This is a genomic window from Psychrobacter sp. R86515, assembly GCF_042466315.1.
In the GTDB taxonomy this organism is placed as follows: domain Bacteria; phylum Pseudomonadota; class Gammaproteobacteria; order Pseudomonadales; family Moraxellaceae; genus Psychrobacter.
In genome coordinates this window covers 1,318,935-1,341,867 of sequence record NZ_JAXHCC010000001.1, presented here as the reverse complement: position 1 = coordinate 1,341,867, position 22,933 = coordinate 1,318,935, and the positions used below count along the sequence as shown (strand labels likewise).

General features: G+C 41.0%; 18 protein-coding genes. 7 read left to right on the top strand and 11 right to left on the bottom strand.

Features of this window, described 5'->3' with window-relative positions; translation table 11 throughout:
- The first annotated feature begins 92 nt into the window (after positions 1–92).
- The 6 genes from cysM (at position 93) to SJY28_RS05635 (ending at position 8,352) form a co-directional block, all read left to right on the top strand.
- Positions 93–1,064: a cysteine synthase CysM gene (gene cysM, locus SJY28_RS05660; RefSeq protein WP_379543769.1), complete on the top strand. Its 972-nt coding sequence runs from the start codon at positions 93–95 to the stop codon at positions 1,062–1,064.
- 142 nt (positions 1,065–1,206) lie between these two features.
- A complete protein-coding gene (locus SJY28_RS05655) occupies positions 1,207–2,031 on the top strand; it encodes a 3'-5' exonuclease (RefSeq protein ID WP_179799039.1) in 825 nt (274 codons plus the stop codon).
- A gap of 62 nt (positions 2,032–2,093) precedes the next feature.
- Positions 2,094–3,665 (top strand): 23S rRNA (uracil(1939)-C(5))-methyltransferase RlmD, encoded by a 1,572-nt coding sequence (gene rlmD / locus SJY28_RS05650; RefSeq protein WP_379543768.1) that lies wholly within the window; start codon positions 2,094–2,096, stop codon positions 3,663–3,665.
- Positions 3,666–4,088: 423 nt separating this feature from the next.
- Positions 4,089–6,626 (top strand): RelA/SpoT family protein, encoded by a 2,538-nt coding sequence (locus tag SJY28_RS05645; RefSeq protein WP_379543767.1) that lies wholly within the window; start codon positions 4,089–4,091, stop codon positions 6,624–6,626.
- 54 nt (positions 6,627–6,680) lie between these two features.
- Positions 6,681–7,622 (top strand): bifunctional DNA-formamidopyrimidine glycosylase/DNA-(apurinic or apyrimidinic site) lyase, encoded by a 942-nt coding sequence (gene mutM / locus SJY28_RS05640; protein WP_379543766.1) that lies wholly within the window; start codon positions 6,681–6,683, stop codon positions 7,620–7,622.
- 289 nt (positions 7,623–7,911) lie between these two features.
- Positions 7,912–8,352 (top strand): hypothetical protein, encoded by a 441-nt coding sequence (locus SJY28_RS05635; protein WP_341609762.1) that lies wholly within the window; start codon positions 7,912–7,914, stop codon positions 8,350–8,352.
- A gap of 111 nt (positions 8,353–8,463) precedes the next feature.
- Here the strand turns inward: SJY28_RS05635 and mscL are convergent, their stop codons facing one another.
- From mscL to SJY28_RS05620, 3 genes are all read right to left on the bottom strand, one after another.
- Positions 8,464–8,919, bottom strand: coding sequence for a large conductance mechanosensitive channel protein MscL (mscL, locus tag SJY28_RS05630; protein ID WP_379543765.1), 456 nt, complete (start codon positions 8,917–8,919; stop codon positions 8,464–8,466).
- Positions 8,920–9,198: 279 nt separating this feature from the next.
- On the bottom strand, positions 9,199–11,049 hold the full coding sequence (gene typA / locus SJY28_RS05625; protein ID WP_057758402.1) for a translational GTPase TypA: 1,851 nt from the start codon (positions 11,047–11,049) through the stop codon (positions 9,199–9,201).
- A gap of 349 nt (positions 11,050–11,398) precedes the next feature.
- On the bottom strand, positions 11,399–12,694 hold the full coding sequence (locus tag SJY28_RS05620) for an OmpA family protein (protein WP_379543764.1): 1,296 nt from the start codon (positions 12,692–12,694) through the stop codon (positions 11,399–11,401).
- 584 nt (positions 12,695–13,278) lie between these two features.
- On the opposite strand from SJY28_RS05620, the gene SJY28_RS05615 reads away from it, so the two are divergent.
- Positions 13,279–14,007: a prepilin-type N-terminal cleavage/methylation domain-containing protein gene (locus SJY28_RS05615; protein ID WP_379543763.1), complete on the top strand. Its 729-nt coding sequence runs from the start codon at positions 13,279–13,281 to the stop codon at positions 14,005–14,007.
- Between the two features lie 20 nt (positions 14,008–14,027).
- Here SJY28_RS05615 and SJY28_RS05610 read toward each other — a convergent pair whose 3' ends face one another.
- The 8 genes from SJY28_RS05610 to SJY28_RS05575 form a co-directional block, all read right to left on the bottom strand.
- Positions 14,028–14,801, bottom strand: coding sequence for a pyridoxine 5'-phosphate synthase (locus SJY28_RS05610; RefSeq protein ID WP_379543762.1), 774 nt, complete (start codon positions 14,799–14,801; stop codon positions 14,028–14,030).
- 63 nt (positions 14,802–14,864) lie between these two features.
- Positions 14,865–15,641, bottom strand: coding sequence for a DNA repair protein RecO (locus SJY28_RS05605; protein ID WP_379543761.1), 777 nt, complete (start codon positions 15,639–15,641; stop codon positions 14,865–14,867).
- Positions 15,642–15,704: 63 nt separating this feature from the next.
- Positions 15,705–16,670, bottom strand: coding sequence for a GTPase Era (era, locus tag SJY28_RS05600; RefSeq protein WP_227526679.1), 966 nt, complete (start codon positions 16,668–16,670; stop codon positions 15,705–15,707).
- Positions 16,671–17,016: 346 nt separating this feature from the next.
- Positions 17,017–17,814: a ribonuclease III gene (gene rnc / locus SJY28_RS05595; RefSeq protein ID WP_341609767.1), complete on the bottom strand. Its 798-nt coding sequence runs from the start codon at positions 17,812–17,814 to the stop codon at positions 17,017–17,019.
- 102 nt (positions 17,815–17,916) lie between these two features.
- The gene (locus SJY28_RS05590; RefSeq protein ID WP_379543758.1) at positions 17,917–18,309 is read right to left on the bottom strand and encodes a DUF4845 domain-containing protein; all 393 of its coding nucleotides are present in this window, start codon (positions 18,307–18,309) and stop codon (positions 17,917–17,919) included.
- A 131-nt stretch (positions 18,310–18,440) separates the two neighbouring features.
- Positions 18,441–19,343: a signal peptidase I gene (lepB, locus tag SJY28_RS05585; RefSeq protein ID WP_379543757.1), complete on the bottom strand. Its 903-nt coding sequence runs from the start codon at positions 19,341–19,343 to the stop codon at positions 18,441–18,443.
- Between the two features lie 102 nt (positions 19,344–19,445).
- Entirely contained in the window at positions 19,446–21,245 is a 1,800-nt protein-coding gene (gene lepA / locus SJY28_RS05580) for a translation elongation factor 4 (protein ID WP_101204270.1), read from the bottom strand.
- 363 nt (positions 21,246–21,608) lie between these two features.
- Entirely contained in the window at positions 21,609–22,850 is a 1,242-nt protein-coding gene (locus SJY28_RS05575) for a capsule biosynthesis protein (protein ID WP_379543756.1), read from the bottom strand.
- Between the last annotated feature and the right edge of the window lie 83 nt (positions 22,851–22,933).

The window sequence follows — 22,933 nt, the reverse complement described above, 5'->3', positions numbered from 1 at the left end:
ACTGTCTAAAATTATGATCAAACAATAAGAACAGCGTTTCCATCAAAAACAAGCCATTAAAAACATATTTAAAAAATAGAAAAGGATACTTTATGTCCACTACGGCCATGTCAAATGCTAACTTTATCACTCAAATCACTACCCTCGCTAATTGCGTTGGTCAAACGCCATTGATACAACTTCAACGTCTGCCTGAGCAAGAGCACATTGCCAATGGCGCCACAGTATTAGCTAAGCTTGAAGGCAATAATCCAGCGGGCTCTGTAAAAGATCGTCCTGCTTTTAATATGATTTATCAAGCAGAACAACGCGGTGATATCAAACCTGGTGATATGTTGATTGAAGCCACTAGCGGCAATACTGGCATTGCATTGGCCATGGTCGCTGCAATGCGTGGCTACCCGATAACGTTGCTGATGCCAACCAACTCTACCCAAGAACGTAAAGATGCCATGATTGCTTATGGCGCAACGCTGATTGAAGTAGACGAAGGTATGGAAGCTGCGCGTGATTTGGCATTACAGATGCAAGCAGAGGGCAAAGGGGTTGTATTGGATCAGTTTAATAATCCTGATAATAGCCAAGCACATTACCTGACTACAGGCCCTGAGCTATGGGCACAGACAGAAGGTAAGATTACGCATTTTATAAGCTCAATGGGTACGACAGGTACGATTACCGGTGTATCACGTTATTTAAAAGAGCAAAATCCTGACGTTAAAATCATTGGCCTACAGCCTGATGAAGAAGCTTCTATTGCTGGTATTCGCCGTTGGCCAGCGGCTTATATGCCTGGTATTTTTGATGCAGACTTGATTGATGAAGTGATGGATATCGATCAGCGTATTGCTGAAGTTTATATGCGTAAATTGGCGAAGACTGAAGGTATCTTTGCTGGAGTATCTTCGGGCGCAGCTGCATGGGCAGCGACCCAAGTGGCAAAAGCAAACCCTAATGCTGTGATTGCCTTTATTGTCTGCGATCGTGGCGATCGTTATTTATCAACGGGTTTATATAACGTTGACGATAGCGATATGGATAACAGCAGCGCAGAAGTTAATTAATCCATAAAAAATACCATTTAGTACCGTTAATTTAAAAGAAGTGCAGAGCAGCCAAGTGCAGATGTAATACTTCAAGCAAGGTTAGCGCTGTCATTCTTTTATAATGAATTAACTATAAGCTCATAAATAGTCAGGATTATCTATGTCACAAGCGCTACCATCCGACCCTATATTGGTTTTTGATATCGAGACTGTCGCCGATGTCGATGCAGCACGCCGTATCTATCCGCAACTGGCCGATCTTAACGATGCAGATGCCTTAAGCGCGCTGACAGCCATACGTACGCAAGAGGCAGGGCACGACTTTATGCGCTTGCCACTACAGCGTATTGTCTGTATCTCAGCTCTGTATATCAAGGATGGTAAGTTATCGCTATTTTCTTTGACTGCCGATAAATTTAGTGAAAAAGAAATCCTAGCCAAATTCTTTAGAGCATTTAACGACATTGAGACACTGCCGCAACTTATTAGCTGGAATGGCTCAGGCTTTGACATACCTGTACTGATATATCGTGCCATGCAATATGATTTGTCAGCACCATGGCTGTTCGAAGAAGGCGAACGTATTAAAAACATGCGCTTTGATAACTATGTTAATCGTTTTCATACACGTCATCTAGACTTGATGGATCGGTTTAGCCAGTATGGTGCTAGTCGCCGCGAAGCCATGGATATCGTCGCAAGTCTGTACGGATTACCCGGTAAAACTGACGTGGATGGAAGCATGGTTGGCGCGCTTGTTGGTAGCGGTGACTGGCAGACCCTATCTATATACTGTGAGTCTGATGTTATGAACACTTGGCTTATTTATTTACGCTGGTTACGTCTAACAGGACAGTTGTCTTCACAAGATTTTGATGCTTGGCAGCAGCAGAGCTATGACTATCTGGCAAAGTATACCCAAGCTGACGGTAGTCCGCGACATCAAGAGTTTATCGCTGACTGGTCATCGGCACCCGAATTATAGAAATCGCATTATTAGTAGTTTTTTATTCCCCTCTTCTAGTTATTTATTATTAAGGCAGGTTTATGCAACCCACCGATTCAAAAACATCTACAGCATCTGATATGGCAGCGCAAAACAGTAACGCTCAAACGAATGAAGCTCAAACCAACGACACCCAAACGATTGTCATTCCACCTAGTAAGAAAAAATCAAAGCCATCATCAAAGACACGTCGTCGCCTAAAAGATGCAGAGCCAATTCCATTTAATATTGATGGCTTGTCACATGATGGTCGCGGTGTTGCTGTTTATGGTAATGGTTTTGATGTTGCGGAAGGTCATGCTGAAGACAAACATGGCAAAAAAATCTTTGTTAGCTTTGCTCTACCAGGTGAAAGCGCCTTAGTGAAAATAACCAACAGCCGTGCTAGCTTTGAAGAAGGCGATGCCATTAGTATTACTGCCAACCCAAACCCTGAACGTGCTGTACCACCCTGCCCGCATTTCGGTACTTGCGGCGGTTGTAACTTGCAGCACTGGCAGCCAGATGGACAAATAAACTTTAAGCAGTCAGTACTGGCTGAAATGCTAATGCACCAAGCCAACGCAGAGCCTGACAATTGGCTCGCCCCTGTGGTCGGTGATCGTCTTGGCTATCGTACCAAAGCACGTTTGGGCGTACGCTATGTTGTCAAAAAAGAAACCGCGCTTGTCGGCTTCCGCGAGCGTTCAAGTAACTTCTTAGCAGAGCTAAATGAATGTCATATCTTGGATCCGCGTATTGGTTTTGAGATTGAAAACCTAAAAACGCTTATTAGTACCCTAGAGAGTCGTGACAAGATTGCCCAGCTTGAGCTTGCAATGGGTGAGCAACTGCCAGAACTACCTGATGGCAATCAGCCAGTTGCGCTCATCGTACGTAATTTAGAACCGTTGTCAGACGCTGATATAGACAAACTAAAAGTATTTTTCGCAGCGCGTAATTGGCAGCTATATTTGCAGTCGAAAGGTGTTGATAGCATCCAACGTATTGCGTTGACAGACGCTGATGATTTGAGCGAGCAATTTGGGCGTTTATATTATCAATTGCCAGAGTATGATCTGACTTTTGAATTTATCCCTACTGACTTTACTCAAGTAAATCTATCTGTGAACCGTCAGATGACCAAGCTTGCCTGTGACTTATTGGACTTAAAAGCAGGCGAACGCGTATTAGACTTATTCAGTGGTTTGGGTAACTTTAGCTTACCACTAGCGCGCCTCGTTGGCGAGACAGGCTCAGTAGTCGGTGTCGAAGGCAGTGAAGCCATGACCGAACGTGCTGCTGACAATGCCCGTCGCAACGGTATCAACAATACTGAATTTTACAGTCAAGATTTGACTCAAGACTGTACTGATAAGCCATGGGCCAACCAAGGTTTTGACGCACTATTGATTGATCCACCGCGCTCTGGTGCTTGGGAGATTATGCAATATTTGCCAAAATTTAATGCTGAGCGCATTGTTTATGTCTCTTGTAATCCAGCGACCCTTGCCCGTGATACAAAAGCATTGTTAGAACAAGGCTATCGTCTGACTCATGCTGGCGTAATGGATATGTTCTGCCATACGGGCCATGTTGAATCTATCGCTCGCTTTGAAAAAGTAGCGGTTTAACATTGTTAATCTTCAAAAATGATTAATAGTTAATAACAACTGATAGTTGAACCTAATTAAAGAGACAATTAAGCGTTATTAAAATTATCTAAGATAACTCAAAGCTTTGATAAGTTTGTGCTAATAAATAGCCATTATTTGGCGTAATTGTCCACAGCCGTACAGAGGCTCGCTTGATTTGTCACTTTAAAATGAGATAATAGTAAACAATCTTCCTATGTTTTTGATGATGTTTCCAATCGCTACATAGTAAGCATTTGCACTCATAGCTTTATATATTTTACGCGCATTTTATAGCTGCTCAAAATAAAATTTTTAGCAGTTGTATTGGTTTATAGCTGACACTTTATGGATCGTTAATTCAGAGTGTGTGCATAGTAGATGAGGTTATAATCAATTCAAAATAGCTAAGAGGAGTCGGCTATGGTAAAAATTCGTGAAGGATTACCGCTGGTGGATGGACAGACCACGCAGGCCGATAGTGCAACACTTGCGGCGCAACTGGTGGCGAGCCAACGCTCTCACCAGTCAGCCAATAGCTATGCCCAAATTCCCCTCGACATCAAATACCAGTTGGCAACCCACAAGCTACATACTACTTTTGATCGCTCAGCTGCACACACTTATCATTTGCATGACCCTCACACTGAAGACGAGTATTTGGATGATACCAATGCGCTATCAAACAAAGAGCTTGAGGCGGTCGACTTGGATCAAGCCAACATTGACGTACCTACTTGGCTAGATAATGTGGCCAAACGTATTGGACAAGAGTCAGTACCCAACCTAAGTGCAGCTTGCGAGTTTATTCGCAGTCATATGAATACCAGTGAATCTGAGCGTTCAGGCGCTTATGTTACTGGTATCGGTATGACCGATATTCTGACCTATCTTTATCAAGATGAAGACGCATTGGTCGCGGCCATGCTGTATCGCAGTGCGCGCAAATCAATCATTAGTCTCGCTGAAGTGGAAAAACACTTTGGTCCAGATATTTTGACGCTCGTCAAAGACACTCTTGCAATGGGTAAGCTGTCGGAGATTATTGAGAGTAACAAGCGCTTAGAAGACCATTTCGTCAATAATCAACGTGATCAGCTATCAAATATTTATAGCATGCTCATCTCTGTTACTAACGATGTGCGCGTGGTACTGATAAAACTGGCTGAACGTACTTTCGCCATGCGTGAGTTGACGTTTTCTAGGCCAGAGCGTCAAACTCGTGTCGCGCGTGAGGTCATGACTATTTATGCGCCATTAGCCCATCGTTTAGGTATTGCGCAGCTAAAATGGGAGCTCGAAGATTTAGCTTTCCGTTATCTTGCGCCTGATCGCTATAAAGAAATTGCCAAGCTGCTGTCAGAAAAACGTAGCGAACGTGAGTCCTATATTCAGCGCGTACAAGACAAATTGAATGAATCATTAGCAGACGCCAGTATCGAAGGCGAAGTATCTGGGCGCGTCAAACATATCTACTCTATTTATCGAAAAATGAAGCTCAAAGGCTTATCTTTCGATCAGCTTTATGACATTCGTGCCTTGCGCGTCTTGGTCAATAGCCCTTCTGACTGTTATCACGTTTTAGGCCTAGTACATGGCTTATGGCGTTATATTCCTGAGCAGTTTGATGACTATATTACCAACCCTAAGTCTAATGGCTATCGCTCGCTACATACGGCTGTAATCGCGGAAAACAAGTCACTAGAAGTCCAAATTCGTACTCATGAGATGCACTTTGAGGCCGAACTTGGCATGTGTGCTCACGTTAATTATAAAGAAGGGCTAAAGAACAAGAAAGACAACTATCTGAATCAAAGAATCAGCTCACTACGCCAATTACTATCTATCAATAATGAAACACGCAATCAGCCACGCTCTGCTGTGGTAGCGGGCGAAGAGATAGACGATATCGAGTTTGACGAAGAAGAGCAACTCGTTGATTTTGATGAGCTAGAACGTATTTATATCTTTAGCCGTGACGGTGATATTACTGAGCTACCAAAAGGCGCGACCGTTCTCGATTTTGCCTACTATGTGCATACTCAAGTTGGCAACCGTGCGCAGGCAGCCCGCGTCAATCAGCGCTATGTGCCACTGACCTATCAGTTGAAAACAGGTGAGCAAGTTGAGATTATCACTAAGGCATCACGTGAGCCCAATCGTGATTGGTTGGTAGCATCGCTAGGTTATATTCATACCAATCGGGCCCGTTCAAAACTGCGCCAATGGTTTAATAAGCAAGACCGTGATAAGAACATTGAAATAGGTCGCCAAATGCTCAGTAAAGAGCTTGAGCGCCTATCTGTTCATCCTAATAGTATTGATCTAAACGACTATATTCAGCATTTTCATGTCAATACGACCGATGATATTATCGTGGGTCTGGTGACAGGTGATATTGGCCTGAATCAGTTGACCAGTCATATCTCTCGTCAGCTACACCTTGAACCTGAGATACCACCAGAGAGCTTTGTACCGCATGTAGATAACAGAGATACAGGTAAGCTCGATGCTTATAAAATCCATATCGATGGTTTGGATAATATCGAAATCAATTTGGCAGGTTGTTGTCATCCTGTGCATGGCGAACCGATTGCTGGTTACATCACTTTATCGCGTGGCGTTAGCGTGCATAATCGAGGCTGCCCAGAGTACTTACGTCTGGTCGAGCGTGACCCTGAGCGCAAGATAGAAGCCGCTTGGCAAGTACAGACGGGGCGTTATCAGCCCGTTGATATTCATGTCGAAGCATATGACCGACGCGGATTGCTACGTGATTTGACACAGATAATTGATAAAGAAAACGTCAATATTCGCCAAGTGCAAACGTTAAGCAATGACGACAATATTGCTTTTTTAAAGTTCCATATTGAAGTCTCAGGCTTGGCACATCTGTCTAAGTTGCTCGCAAAATTAGAACAGCAACATGGTATTTTGCACGCGCGCCGTGCAGTCGTGTAAATAAAACGTTAAGTCAGTCGTTGTTTATTCCACAATAGAGTTTTCAAAAATACTATGCCTGAATTACCTGAAGTAGAAACCACTAAAGCCAGTCTTGCTCCATTATTGGGGCAACAGGTAGTTGATGTTAAAGTATTTCAACCAAAGCTACGATGGATGATGCCAGATAACTTGGATGAGCTGGTTAATTACACCTTAGATAGTGTCGAGCGCCGAGCAAAGTATCTGATTCTTAATTTTCTGCCAGTAGCTGCACAGAATAACGCTCCAATGTCAGCCAGCAAAGTTGAACCACGTCAGCTTCTTATTCACTTAGGAATGTCAGGTAGCTTACAACAGCACAGCTATGGTACTGATAAGCGTAAACATGACCATCTGGTCGTCGTTTTTAATGATGCTGATAATAAAAAGTCTCAGCTACATTACTATGATCCAAGACGCTTTGGTTCAGTACTATGGCATGAGGATTACGGCAATAAACTACTAGATCATCTAGGTCCTGAACCGCTTTCAAAAGATTTTACCGCAGACTATTTATACAGTTTAATCCAGCGTATAAACTTATCTAGCCAAGATGGCAGTGGGTCATCGTCAGATAATACTAAAACGAATAAGCGACTAAAACCCATTACTCGGGCTATTAAATCTGTCATCATGGAACAAGAAGTCGTGGTCGGTGTTGGCAATATTTATGCGACTGAAAGCCTGTATTTATCCGGCATCCATCCTGCTACGCCAGCCAGTCAAATTTCATACGATCAGATTGTCATTTTAGTGAATCATATTAAAGAAATTTTAAAGAAAGCGATAAAACTGGGCGGTTCGACACTACGGGATTTCACAGTAGCAAGTGGTCAAACTGGTTACTTTCAGCAAACCTTAAATGTGTATGGTAGACAAGGAGAGAGCTGTCTGCATTGTAGTACGACGCTAGAGAACATCAAGCTTACTGGTAGAGCTAGTGTTTATTGTCCAAATTGTCAGCCGTTAAAATAGCTAATAACTGATACACGCTTACTTGTGCTACGTTTATATTAAATGAAGACAATATTTGAACAGAGTATTTATTCTAAAAGTATCAAATATTGTCAAAGCTATAACTAGATTATTCTCATTTTTGTTGCTTATTAGCGCACATCTTGCTTTAATAGTGCTAGCGCTTACATAAATAGTGCGTATCATTTATTTTTCTGTAATATTTAGACTAACTATTGTTGCCGCAAGATTCCTGTGTGAAGATAGCAGCAGCCATTAATCATACTACTATGAGTTTCAGGATATCGTTATGACTGTTAAAGCAAAAACCCAACGCACAGTTAAGCAGAGATTTTTTACTGTATTGGCAACTTTAGGATTGGTAGTTGTGACCATTCAGCCTACTTTTGCAGCTATAGAAATTGATGAAACTGATTTCGGTCCTTCATACGAGACGATGGTAGTCGATACGATTGTTGGCAAGCCACTGCAACTTGTAAATGCTGTAGCTGGTACAGCAGCTTATATCGTAAGCCTACCTTTCTCACTTATTGGTGGTAATGCAGATCAAGCACAGCAGAAACTGTTCGTTGAACCTTGGGATGCGATGGGACGCTGTTTAGGCTGTACAGTTGCAGAAGACAACTATTACAAATCTCAAGTTATTGATAATAATGTAGTACGTATCGTTGTCGATCAACCATCAGAAATTTTAATTAATACCAATGACTATGTAGTGGTCACTCCATAACAATTTGCTTTTAGTAGGCACATCAAATAGTTCATAAAAATGACTGTGACTATTTCATAGCAAAAAGGCTAACGAGGAGTTAGCCTTTTTTATTGTCGAAAAGTCGATAATTTATTTCGTAATACTGGTATTACTTAATTTGGCACTGATTTCACGTAGCAATTTCACTTCCTCTGATGGCTCTTCTACTGCTTCTTCTATAACTTCCTCTACTTCTTCAGCACGGCGCATTTTATTGACACCTCTAACCATCATGAAGATGATGAAAGCTAAAATTAAGAAGTTAATAAGTACGGTAATAAAACTACCATAAGCCAATACAGGAACGCCTGCTTCTTTGAGTGCATCATAAGTCGTAGCAATACCGTCAGGTGCATCGCCTAAAACTAAGAACATATTTTCAAAATTAATCTCGCCGCCAAAAATAAAAGCGACAATCGGCATAATAATATCATCTACCAAAGATTTTGTGATGGTAGCAAAAGCCCCGCCGATGATGACACCGACTGCCAAATCCATCACATTACCTTTGACAGCGAACTCTCTAAACTCTGAAACCATACTCATTGTTTTTTCCTCAAAATTTATCTATAAGCAAATAGATATTTATATAATAAGTGTCACATCTAGCTTTCATGTTAATAATTGAATACATTAATGCCACTATTCATTCTGTCTGTATTTTTCCAAGATTACAACACAAAAAAAAGCAGTATAAAGTGAACCACTAATAGCTCACCTTATACTGCTCATTTTTGAATCACTCAGTGCCAGTAAAACTACTGACACTAAGTGTTTGCGTCAAACATCAATACTATGAATCACTAAGTAATTCACTTATTGATATTAAGCACCTTTTTTACCACGGCCGTGACGCTTACGCTCACTTTCAGTTAAGTAGCGTTTACGAATACGTACCGCTTTTGGCGTTACTTCAACTAGCTCATCGTCTTGAATAAATTCAAGCGCTTGCTCAAGAGTGAACTTCACTGCTGGCGTCAACGTCAATGCTTCGTCAGTACCACTAGCACGTACGTTAGTTAGCTGTTTAGCAGTCGTTGGGTTAACAGTCATATCATCGTTACGAGAGTTAAGACCAACAATCATACCTTCATAAACTTCAAGCTGTGGTTCAGCAAACAACTTACCACGTTTCTGTAGGTTAAACAGAGCAAAACCTAGGCAAGTACCATTTGCCATAGAAACCAATACGCCGTTAGAACGACCACCAACATCACCAATCTTCTGTGGACCGTAATGTGAAAAGCTCGAGGTCATGATACCACTACCTGAAGTCAGGGTTAGAAACTCAGAACGGAAACCGATCAAGCCACGCGCTGGTATGGTCGCCTCGATACGCATACGGCCTTTACCGTCCAGCTCCATGTTAGTCATCTCGCCTTTACGTAGACCAACTTGCTCCATGATAGAACCTTGATGCTCTTCTTCGATATCGAAGACAACGTTTTCATACGGCTCTTGTAGCTTACCATCAACTTCTTTAACGATAACTTCTGGACCAGAAACACCTAGCTCAAAACCTTCACGGCGCATGTTTTCGATGAGTACTGATAAATGAAGCTCACCACGGCCTGATACTTTGAATTTATCAGGAGACTCAGTGTCTTCTACACGCAATGCTACGTTATGAATCAATTCACGCTCAAGACGCTCACGAATGTTACGTGAAGTCACAAACTTACCTTCACGACCAGCAAATGGTGAATTATTTACTTGGAAGTTCATAGATACTGTAGGTTGATCTACCGTTAGTGCTGGTAGTGCTTCAACGTTGTTAGGATCACAAATAGTATCAGAGATGTTTAGCGCATCGATACCTGTGATACAAACGATATCACCGGCTTGTGCATCTTCAACGTCAATACGATCAAGACCATGGTAACCCATGATTTTTAAAATACGGCCGTTACGCGTCTTGCCATGTTTGTCAATGACAGTTACTGGCGTGTTAAGTTTAACTTTACCACGCTGAATACGGCCAATACCGATTACACCAACAAAGCTGTTGTAATCAAGGCTTGAGATTTGCATACGGAACGGAGCATCAGCATCAACCTGTGGAGGCTGAACAACGTCAACGATAGTTTTGAACAATGGGGTCATGTCGTCAGCTAAATCATCTGCTTCTAGACCTGCGATACCGTTCAATGCTGAAGCATAAACAACTGGGAAATCAAGCTGCTCATCGTTTGCACCTAGGTTGTCAAACAAATCAAAGATTTGATCCATTACCCAATCAGGACGTGAGCCAGGACGATCGATTTTGTTAATAACAACGATCGGCTTTAGACCTTGTTCGAATGCTTTTTGCGTCACAAAACGAGTCTGAGGCATTGGGCCATCAACAGCGTCAACAACCAAAAGTACGCAGTCAACCATAGACATTACACGCTCAACTTCACCACCGAAATCGGCGTGACCTGGGGTATCAACAATGTTGATACGGTATTCAGTTTCTGAAGTTTTATCTGTCCAGCGGATAGCTGTGTTTTTAGCCAAAATGGTAATACCACGTTCTTGCTCAATATCACCTGAGTCCATTGCACGCTCAGCAATGTTTGCACGGTCGCCAAAAGTACCAGACTGATGTAATAACTTATCAACCAAAGTTGTCTTACCGTGGTCAACGTGGGCAATAATTGCAATGTTACGCAGGTGTTTGATATCGTTCGCCATATAAAATGCTCGTTTCGTCTTAAAAAAATGCAGTAGCAGTAAGCGCTGCTGAATAAACTTTCATCATCAATCAGATAGATATTGAATCTAAGATGACGCAAAAAAGAATGCTATCAAATAAAAAAGTTCAATACAATCAAATATCTATACTGACGAATTCATCATACAGATTGCTATGCTAATGTACATACTGTTAATTTACAGAATGTTTGGGTGGCTAGTATAACATTATTGATTCATAAATTTATGTAATAACTCACTTTTCTCAATACATAAATAAAAAAAAGCCACCCATTGGGTGACTTTTTTTGTAACTGTATATTTAACTATACGGTTATTTTGCTAATACTTATTGAACAACCATATCTTTAGTTTGTTCAACAGTCATTGTTTTGTCACCAGTGATGATGGCATAAACACGACGGTTCATAGCACGACCTTCTTCAGTGTCATTTGAAGCGATTGGGTTGTTGTAACCATAGCCTACAGTTGATAGACGGTTTGGAGCGATACCGAATTCGTTAGTTAGCATAGATTTAACAGCAACGGCACGAGCTTCAGACAGACGTTGGTTATAACGTGCTGAAGGACCAGTCTTAGAAGCATGACCTTCTACACGAGCGGTAGAGTTAGGATACTCACGCATCTTCTCTGCTACTTTAGCGATTTCTGGCTTGTACTGGTTTTTGATAGCTGACTTGTCGTTATCAAAGAATACACGTAGTTCCATTTTCAGTTCGTCAGTAATGTCTACTGGTACTGGGCAACCGCGCTCATCAACTACAACGTTCATTGGAGTGCCTGGGCATGCATCGATGCTATCAGGTACACCATCACCGTCAGAATCAAGATCAGCTTCAACAACAACTACTGGAGTGTTGTCAACTACTGGCTCTTGCATAGGTGGTACTGCTACTGTAGGTGCTAGATGGCCACCTAGTACTACTTCTAGACCGGCCAAAGCCATGCCTTCCCACCAGTTGTTATCAAAGTTATGAATCGCACGAGCTTCACCACGTAGGCTTAGCGCGTCATTGATGCGATACATAGCACCTAGACCTAGGTTACCGATAGTGTCTTTAGAGTTTGATACTTCAGTACCAGCAGCAACTACTTCGTTATCAGAATTAGTGTATTGCTCTTGGTTTTCTACTTTAATCTTAGATTGACCAGCACCTATTAGTACATATGGCTTAAGTGCACTATCAGTATAACCAGTAAATTCTTCAGTACCGATCAAGAAGTTACCAGAAATCATTTCTTGTTCGATATCAAAGCGGTTAACGCCTGCATCAGCTGAGTCTTCAGAAGCTTCGCCGTTTGCGTCAGATACACCATATTCTACTTGGAACTGAGTAGAAGGAGTAAGTTCGATACCTAAAGCTGCACCAGTGTATAGGCTGCTTTCTTTGGCTACGCCACCATTGCTATTACCACGGCTACCATCACCGATAACATCGCCATTAGCGTTTTCATATAAGTTTTTACCAGTAGTAAGAACTTCACGCTGTTTGTCAGAGGTATCACTGAATTCTTCAGTCATGTGATAACCAAGTAACAATGGGCTAATAGTAACACCAGCATTAGCTGCCATCGGTGCAGCCGCTACAGCAACAAGGGCTAGAGCTATTTTGTTCAATTTCATGGACTTCCTCCAAAGGATAATTTTAGTGATGCATTAAGCAAAACCGATTCTCAAGACGTACTAAGATAGACATCTCTTACGCATTTTAAGTTACAAAGCAAAACCAATTAAGGAGTAGCTTAGCGATTATTAATTCAGTTTACAACTTTTTTCGTTAACGAGCTACACATTATTACACGATAATGTTGTAACTAAAACACAATAAACAGTCTAAGTTACCCAGAACTAACACACCTTACGCTTCTTATCTTTTACACATCAGTTTGCGATAGATGAATAGTCTATTGATAGCTATTTTCTTGAAGCATTTTATTACAATTAGAATTTTTTCTCTATTGCTAATGTCGTTCTTTCACTAATTGAAACATTTTTTGACAGTCGCTATATATTACATATATATTGTAAAAAACCAATATTCTTCTGAAAATCAAGTAATTAGGTGTTGTATGTGTTTTATATACAGTGGAATAAGAGAAAATTTAAAGAATTTGGACAATTGGTTTGCTTAAAAGATAGTCAACACAAGGATGTGTGAGACGTTGTTTTTTACTTAAATGACAAATAGCTATGGGATATAGCGCTTTATGAACTTATTTAATAAGGTACTAGCCAGTTATAGAAGAATAGTAACTTTTGTTCTTTATATATCTATTCGCAGAAAAGACAGATATAGAGTTGGTAAGTTTTTAACCATTACATCTAGGTTATTCAATAAACTATTGAAGTTAGTCAGTTATAGGAAATCAACCCTTCAAAACAATAATATTTTAAATGCAAAGCAATCAAAAGGCTTTACTCTCGTTGAGCTAACTGTGACGACAATGGTATTGGGAATTATCGCAGCTATTGCAGCGCCAAGCATCTTAACGCACTTAGCACGAATGGAGGCGCAACGTGTCAAGCATCAACTAGAGAACACTTTATCCTTAGCAAAGGCCGAAAGTTATATAAGTCGGCAGGATGTCTTAGTTTGTTTATCGAATGATGCACAGCAGTGCCATAGGAACAGTGATAAAACGCTTCTGCTATTCGTAGATAAAAACAACAATAAGCACTTTGATTCTCAAGTAGATACCTTATTAACACAGCAATCCTTAAACCTAAGATATAGTACAGTGAAATTAAGAGTTGGCGGTAGGCGTCACTATACTAAATTTTGGGGTGATAGCGGCAGACCACGCGGACACTTCGGTCATATAAAATACTGCCCTACCTCTTCTTATAACAAGTCGATGTACCAAATCTCTTTTAACCAATCCGGTATCGTCAAACACAAACTTAATGCAGACCACCCTACGAAATGTAGCGGTTAATAGATACCATATATGTAAACCTATCTATACATGGCCTCTTTCATCATTGTTACAGCGCTTTCTAGTCCTACAAATACGGCATCTGCAATAAGTGCATGACCGATATTTAATTCATATATACCATCAATTTTTGCAATGGCATTAACGTTGTCACACGTTAAACCATGACCTGCGTTAATAAGCAAATTATCGTCTAGGCTCTGTGCTGTAGCTACTGCTTGTTCAATTCTTTGAAGCTCAGCCAACTGTGCGGCAGTATCATTTGCTAAGCCTGCTTCGGCATAAGCACCAGTATGCAATTCTATCGCGTCTGCACCACACTCTATCGCGGCTGCAATCTGCTGGTCATCAGGATCAATAAACAAAGAAACCTTAATATTAGAGGCTTGTAGTTTATGAACATACTCTTTTAAAGACGTAATTTGCCCTGCAACATCAAGACCACCTTCTGTCGTTAACTCTGCACGCTTTTCAGGTACTAGACATACCCAAAAAGGTTTAACTTCGCAGGCAATTGCAAGCATCTCATCAGTTGCGGCCATCTCTAGATTCATTCTCGTCGACAACTGCCCTGCCATTTCATAAACATCTGCATCTTGTATATGACGACGATCTTCGCGTAAATGTATAGTGATACCATCTGCCCCTGCCTTTTCGCACAGTAATGCAGCAGCTAGAGGACTCGGATAATTCACACCGCGCGCTTGACGCAATGTTGCCACGTGATCAATATTCACGCCTAACAAAGGTTTTTTTGAATTGTTTTCAGATGAGGTAGATACAGAGATGCTCATAAAAAATCCTTCGGGCAATTAAGCCTAACTAATATAGTTGATACTACGATAATATTTGAGACTTTATTGATAACGCTGCTGCTGCTGCCATAACAGACGGCTTTGTAGCGGCTGATAATCAAGTAAATGATCAATAAGATGTCGATGTAGTTTTGACCAATGGCTCAGCGTTTGCTCAGTAATACCTAAACGTGCCATTTCTATGATATCCGCACCTTTAAAAACAGTCTGTCCAGATTCACTGGCTAAATGCTCAGACTCTTCATTATGTACCAATACAGGGAGCAAGCCGACATCCGGTAAAAAACGGTAAGTACAATCAGACTCGATGGGATCTTCAACGTTGTCATGCGTTAACGTTAAAGTGAATCCTAACTCGGTAAATAGATACTGCTCAAACTGACGTAGACAGAGACGAAGCTCGCTATTACTTAAGGGCTGCTTGAGTTGTTGTAGACTGATTTGATAATGCTGCCACAATACTGGCATTGGGTCTTCATTAGGTAACAACCGCCACAGAATCTCGTTTATATATAGTGCAGCATATTGATGTTGGCCTCTGATATTAGCGTAAGGTACGGCTTCTAAGACAGCAGATGTACTATCTTTTTGAACACTGTCAGCTTGAGTTGTATCTTGCGAGGCAATATTAATTTGACTAAAAGTTTTTAAGTCGCGTTTACCAGTAGCAAAAAGCTGCAACGGCATAAATAGCGGCGCGCCTTTTTTCCCAACACCATGTATCACACCATGCTGTTGAGAAAAAAGATAATACAAAGCGCGCTTTTCTTGATAAGGACGCTGATGCAATAAATACCCGACGAGCGCTTCATTACGCATTTTTTATTACCTAAATAGCTAAAAGGCAGACAGTGCTTTTGAAGCGTTCGTTTTTAACCGCTATCAATAGCCCAAACTGGTCAATGCACGCTCGTCATCAGACCAACCACGTTTCACTTTGACCCACAAAGTTAACATGATTTTTTTACCGAACAATTGCTCCATATCTTTACGAGCATCCATACCAACTTGTTTGATACGCTGACCTTTGTCACCGATAACGATGGCTTTTTGACCACCGCGTTCAACATAGATAGTCGCATCGATGAAAGTACAAGCTTTGCGTGGACGCCCTGTTTTTGGATCAGTATGTGCAGGTTCGTCTTTAAACTCATCAATCTGTACCGTTAAATCATAGGGTACTTCATCGCCTGCACTACGCATGATTTTTTCGCGAATGATTTCACTGGCCAAAAATCGCTCAGAGCGATCTGTGATTTGTTCTGTATCGTAAATAGGCGCAGCGACTGGTAAATGCGAAGCAATCACTTCTTGCAAACGATCTAAGTTTTGATTTTTTAGTGCAGATACAGGAACGATATCAGCAAAATCGAAACTATCGTTGAAAGTTTCGATAAGTGGTAGTACGCTGCCTTTATCTTTTAGAGTATCTGACTTATTAATAACCAATACGACTGTTAGATTGGTCTCGCCGAGCTTTTGCAAGGTCAATAAATCATCGTCACGCCATTGATCTGAATCAACAACAAACAGTACTAAATCTACATCTACTAACGCTGATACCGCCGCTTTATTCATACGTTCGTTAATAGCACGTACTTCGTTACGGTGAATACCTGGTGTATCAACAAACACCGCTTGCATTTCATGGTTTGACAAAATGCCATGAATACGATGACGGGTAGTTTGTGGTTTGCGTGAAGTAATAGACAGCTTTTGACCTAATAAGTGATTCATCAAAGTTGACTTGCCCACATTTGGTCGTCCAACAATGGCCACATAACCTGCTCTAAAATCATCAGCCATCCGAGTATTGCCACTTGGCGCAAAAAATTCTTCAATAGCCATATCATTGTCTAATGCAATATCTTCTGCATCAATACCATGAGTCTCTTCGGTAACTTCGATATTGTTTTGGCTTGAATCAATATCTGTATTCTCACCCAAATTTTGGGTGCTGTCTTCATTGTTTGATGGCAAATCAGTATGATTGCTCATAAGTTAATCCTATAGGGTTTGTGACTAGCCGAACAGTCTCTAATGGTAAATTTATTTAGTCACCATTAAAAACGGGCTAGAGACATTTAAAGTTTTAAAATAAATAATATGTGAGGTAGTTTTAATGTATGTTTTGCAAGTTATAAACCAGTCTAAACCGATACTATGCATCTAAAAATGCATTAATAGACATCAGCTATACACGTTTTTTGGCAGATCCTGGCAATTTATGTAATTGGTTAATCATAAGCTCAGCTGCTTTTTGTTCAGCAATACGGCGGCTCTCACCAGATTCAGTAATATCAGGACAGTTATTGATATTGACATGGCAACGTACAACGAAAATTTGATGCGGTGCATTACCACGCGTTTCCATGAGCTCGTAATTAGGCAAGTCAAACTGTTTAGATTGTAGCCACTCTTGTAACCGACTCTTGGCGTCCTTTAGCGCTTTTTGGTCATTGACATTATCAATCAGATCACCATACCAAGAGAGAACACATTTACGAGTAATATCCATATCTTGACTGTCTAAATAGATAGCACCGATCAGAGATTCTACCGCATCGGCCAGTATAGAGGCACGATTGCGACCGCCACCTTTGCGCTCACCTACTCCTAATATAAGATGGTTAGACAGCTCTAGGTTTTGAGCGATAATTACCAACGACTCTTGGCGCACCAGTGTTGCACGCATACGCGTTAAGCGACCTTCATTTTGACTAGGATAACGATGATATAAAGCTTCACCCACAATCATCCCTAACAGTGCATCACCTAAAAACTCTAGGCGCTCATAGTTTTTTTTGCTATCAAATGAGCGATGCGTTAACGCAAGTTTAGGTAGACTCAAGTCATTGAACTCGTAGCCTAACTTACGCGTTAATACTGCTAACCGCTGAATAAATTCTGAGCTAACAACAAGCGTGTCAACAGATGTACTATTTTTTTGGGAAGTAGAAGCCGCTTGGGAATGGTGCAAAGTTGGTTTCATGCGAGGTTTGTGGTTATCCCTTCTGCTTGACAGATTTAGTTTAATAATATTATTTGATATATCTTATGAAATAATGAAGGTGCTATGTCGTACTATTGCGACTTACTCTGCTGTTGCCATTTCGACGTCACCCTCGAAACGGTTAATAATATCAACATTGCTAAAAAAGTTGTTAGTTATTGCATATTCTTTATGAATAGCCAATTGACCTGTTTTTTTATCGGTAAAAGTAAATACGTCTTCGGCTTTAGTATCGTAATCTGCGTTAATTGATAACTGCTTATCAACACGCTCAACGAATTGCTTAGCTGTTTCGTTATTACTATTGGCTTCTTTTAGCTGTGCACTTAATACCTTGGTCAATTGGTAGTCACCAATTTGAGCTGGTACGATAGCTACTGTCAATTTAGTCGCAATACCCAAAAGCATAATAATGAGAACAATGTTTGTCACACTGGCACCGCGCTGCGTAGCCAAACCAGATAATTGCTGCATTACAAGATCCTTCTAAAGATAAACGACTATTTTGAATACGTGTATAAATAATAAATAGCTATTTATTAGATAGCAATGATATTAGCATAAAACTATTATAGATAAATCAATCGCTAAGCAATCACATTGCCTTAATTGATACTACCATTACGTTCAAAGGTTGGTAGGTTAAGACCAGGTGGTTTATGCATCCAAATATAAACTGCCTTACCTGCTAGGTTTTCATCAGGAACGAATCCCCAAAATCTACCGTCTGCACTGCGATCGCGGTTATCACCCATTACAAAATACTGACCTTCTGGTACGTCAATGCGCCACTCAGTACCTTCTGATTCAACCACTTCTGGTGATTGTTGCTGCAAAAATGGCGCGTATTGTGAACTGTTCATACCGTCTAAATAGCGCACGAGATGCTTGTTGTCACCTTGTATTTCTTCAAAATATTTTGCCGCATCTTCTTCTTGCTGGCCCATTGCAGAAGCACTCTCTTCGGTCAGCACTTGACCTGGACCAACTTGGCCTGGTAAGTATAGCTGTGAAGTCAATTCAGCATTTGCTGCGAAATCTACAGACTTAGTCTCAACAGGTACATCATTGATAGACAGCGTGCCTTGACTATAACTTACGCTATCACCAGGCAAACCGATAACGCGTTTAATATAATAAATACTCGGGTTCTCAGGATAGCGGAACACTGCCACATCGCCATGCTCAGGTTCACCAGTATCTAGCACCTTATTATAGGTTAACGGTAGGCGCACACCATATGCATACTTATTGACGGCAATAAAGTCACCCGTATATAGCGTCGGCACCATAGACGATGATGGGATATTAAATGGCTCAATCAAAAATGAACGTACTATTAACACCACTGCTAACACAGGGAAAAAGTCATAAGCCCAGCGAACTAGTAAGCTTTCTTGACCTCGACCACGAGTTTTGCGCTGTTTGAGCGCTAGCTTATCTAACAGCCAAACAATTCCTAGGACTATAGTTAACGGCACTAAAATTAAATTAAAATCAAAATCCATACCAAATTGCCTATTAACGAGCGGCTTATCTAATACCTTTACGATAAGACTCACTACATTTGACTGTTATCTACAATGGCTATCTTAAATTAAGCTCAATGATTAGCTATCAACTTGCAACACAGCTAAGAAGGCTTCTTGCGGGATTTCCACATTACCTACTTGCTTCATACGTTTTTTACCAGCTTTTTGCTTAGACAGTAGCTTTTTCTTACGTGACACATCGCCACCATAGCATTTTGCTAATACGTCTTTACGCATGGCTTTTACCGTACTACGACCAATGATTTGGCTACCGATAGCCGCTTGAATGGCGACATCAAACATTTGACGTGGAATCAACTCTTTCATCTTAGTAACTAGGGCATTACCACGATAACGTGATTGGGTTTCGTGCACGATCATCGCTAAGGCATCAACCTTATCGCCATTGATTAGTACATCAACTCTCACCAACTTATCGGCTTGATAACGTTCAAAGTTATAGTCTAGCGATGCAAAACCACGTGAAACCGACTTTAGGCGATCAAAGAAATCCATGACAACTTCGCCCATTGGAATATCAAATATCAGCTGTACTTGTCGACCCATAAAACGCATATCAACCTGAACGCCGCGACGCTCAATACATAGCGTCATTACATTGCCTAAGAATTCTTGCGGTACTAAAATCTGACAGCGGGCAATTGGCTCACGGAATTCTTCAATGTTGTTTGGCTCAGGTAGATGTGATGGATTATCTACATAGATTACATCACCGTTCTTTTTCTCAATTTCGTAAATAACTGAAGGCGCTGTAGTAATCAAATCTAGATCATATTCACGCTCTAGACGCTCTTGGATAATCTCCATGTGCAGCATACCCAAGAAGCCACAGCGGAAACCAAAGCCAAGCGCATCCGACGTATCTGGCTCAAAAAACAGCGAAGCATCGTTAATTTGCAGTTTTTGCAAAGCTTCACGGAATTTTTCAAAATCACTCGAATCCACTGGGAACATACCAGAATAGACTTGTGGCGTGACTTGTTTAAAGCCTGGGATACGATCCACATCAGGGGTCTTAGCATGAGTGATAGTGTCGCCTACTGGCGCTCCGGCAATATCCTTAATACCCGCAATAACAAAGCCGACTTCCCCTGCTTCTAAAACACCCGTATCTACAGGCTTAGGCGTAAAGACACCAATCGAGCCAACCAGATGCGCCTCTTGAGTCGATTTGATGTATAACTTGTCACCTTTACGTATAGTACCTTCACGCACCCGTACCAATGAGACTACGCCCAAATAATTATCGAACCAAGAGTCAATAATTAGTGCTTGCAGTGGTGCTTCACGATCACCAGTTGGTGCCGGAATAAACTCTACTAGCGCTTCTAGCAGCTTATCAACACCAAGACCAGATTTGGCTGATACTCGCGGTGCATCAACGGCATCGATACCGATAATATCTTCAATTTCTTGAATGACGCGCTCAGGCTCAACTTGCGGTAAATCAATCTTATTTAACACCGCCATGACTTCTAAGCCTTGATCAACGGCTGTATAGCAATTGGCCACTGACTGCGCTTCTACGCCTTGAGCGGCATCAACAACCAATAGCGCACCTTCACAAGCTGCTAATGAACGCGAAACTTCATATGAAAAATCGACGTGACCAGGGGTATCAATAAAGTTAAGCTGATAGCGCTCACCATTTGGATGATCATAAAACAGTGTTACTGACTGTGCTTTGATAGTGATACCGCGCTCACGCTCAATATCCATTGAGTCGAGCACCTGCGCCTGCATCTCGCGATCTTGCAAGGCACCGCACATTTGAATAAAACGATCGGCAAGGGTCGACTTACCATGATCAATGTGGGCAATGATTGAAAAGTTACGAATATTGGCTAATGCAGTCACAAAGCGCCTACTAAATTAAGGGTGATAGAATAATAAAACTAAAAAATAAATACTGTCAGATGCAATTGATAAGATGCTTGTACTTCTTTTAAGGTTAACCGTTATAACAAGCCGATTCGGCTAATACTACCGTCTAAAACCCATAGCCAAGCACATTAACTCTTATGCGCAGACATAAAAGAGTATTCTAGCAGTTTTCCACTGCAAAGTAAGGCGATTTTGTTAGAAGAGATGTGACTTGCAGATGAAATGACAAGCTAAAAAAGGATAACGCAACAATCGTTACACTTGTTGAACTTCGTTTCTTTATATAGATACCATTATAGTTACTATGACCTCTTAGAAAGAAAAGCAAATAAATGACTAGGGTAAATTGGTTTTAGACATATCTACGTCTGTCGTTTCGCTGCCAGTTTGGCACAAATACTTATACATCCATGGCGATCTGCCATAAAAAGCACCATTTATTTGAGTTTGCTCTATCAAGTACTCACGAAATCTCAAATAAAATTCATTATCTGGGCCTTTAGGCTGCTGCCAAAAATCATCAAGCGGCTTTTGATCTGTTAGCTTAGGAATATCATAAATTGCGCGACCCATAACCTTAGTAGGTTTCTTATGATAAACCGACTGCAAGCCTGTCGTACTGTTAATAGTCACCATGCCAATACTATATTTCATCAAAGTTGGCAGGTGCATATCACAACCATAGAAAACACGATGAGACACTTGATAGCGCTCAGCTAGGCTAGCTACCAGCTCCCGATAGTCTCTATGACCACGATCCAATGGATGATGCTTAAACACGAGTAACTGTTTTTGCTTAGCAAAATTTGCAAAGCTTGCGATAGACTCGTCAATGAACTGTACCACATCACGATAATCACTATGATGGGTAATCTGTGAGTCATTATGTACTTGCAAGCTAATCAAAAAGTAATTGTTACTTTCTTGCTTGGTCAGTTTATTTTGCAGGTGTTTGTCTGGTAAATACCCTCGAAGCTTCCGCCACGGTGCTTTTAACCAAGCGATAGCCTCTTGCCAAGCAGTCATGCCACGATAATGCGAATAATGTGGATAACGGCTTTTATAAAGCCAAGCAATAATGTAATAGACGATGGCTGCGATACTGAGGCGATAAAATCGATTATGTGTATATAAAGGCTGATCATTGGCTTTCTTAAGTGCTTTGATCTCAGCAGTGTTTAGACGTGAATAGCCATTAATCCCATGCTCTTGCAAGGTAATGTAATCAGGACGCAAGTACCCCTCTTCAAAGACAAAGAATGAAATACCCAGCTTCTCACTAACACATGCTGCTTGAGTATGATGCGGTCGACAATCACCAAAGCATACAATTGCATCAATACCATGCTCTTGAATAAACACCTGCAACCAAGAGGAAAATTGCGCTAACGTATTGGTATATTCGTAAGTATTGTCGTGATGATAAAAAAAGGCATCGCCTGCATTAAAATTGATTTTGCTTACTTTAATGTCTTGAGTTTGCAAGAATGACGAAAATCGATTAAAAAACCCACCCATTTTCCCTTGTAGTAGCAAGACATGTCGATGAGTAAGCAAGTGAGACATCGAAGCTGCCATAATACAGGGCTACCATTAAATGAGAAAATAAAAGATAAAAATGAGAAAGGTCGTGCTACCGTGTGAAAACACATAGCGTAAAA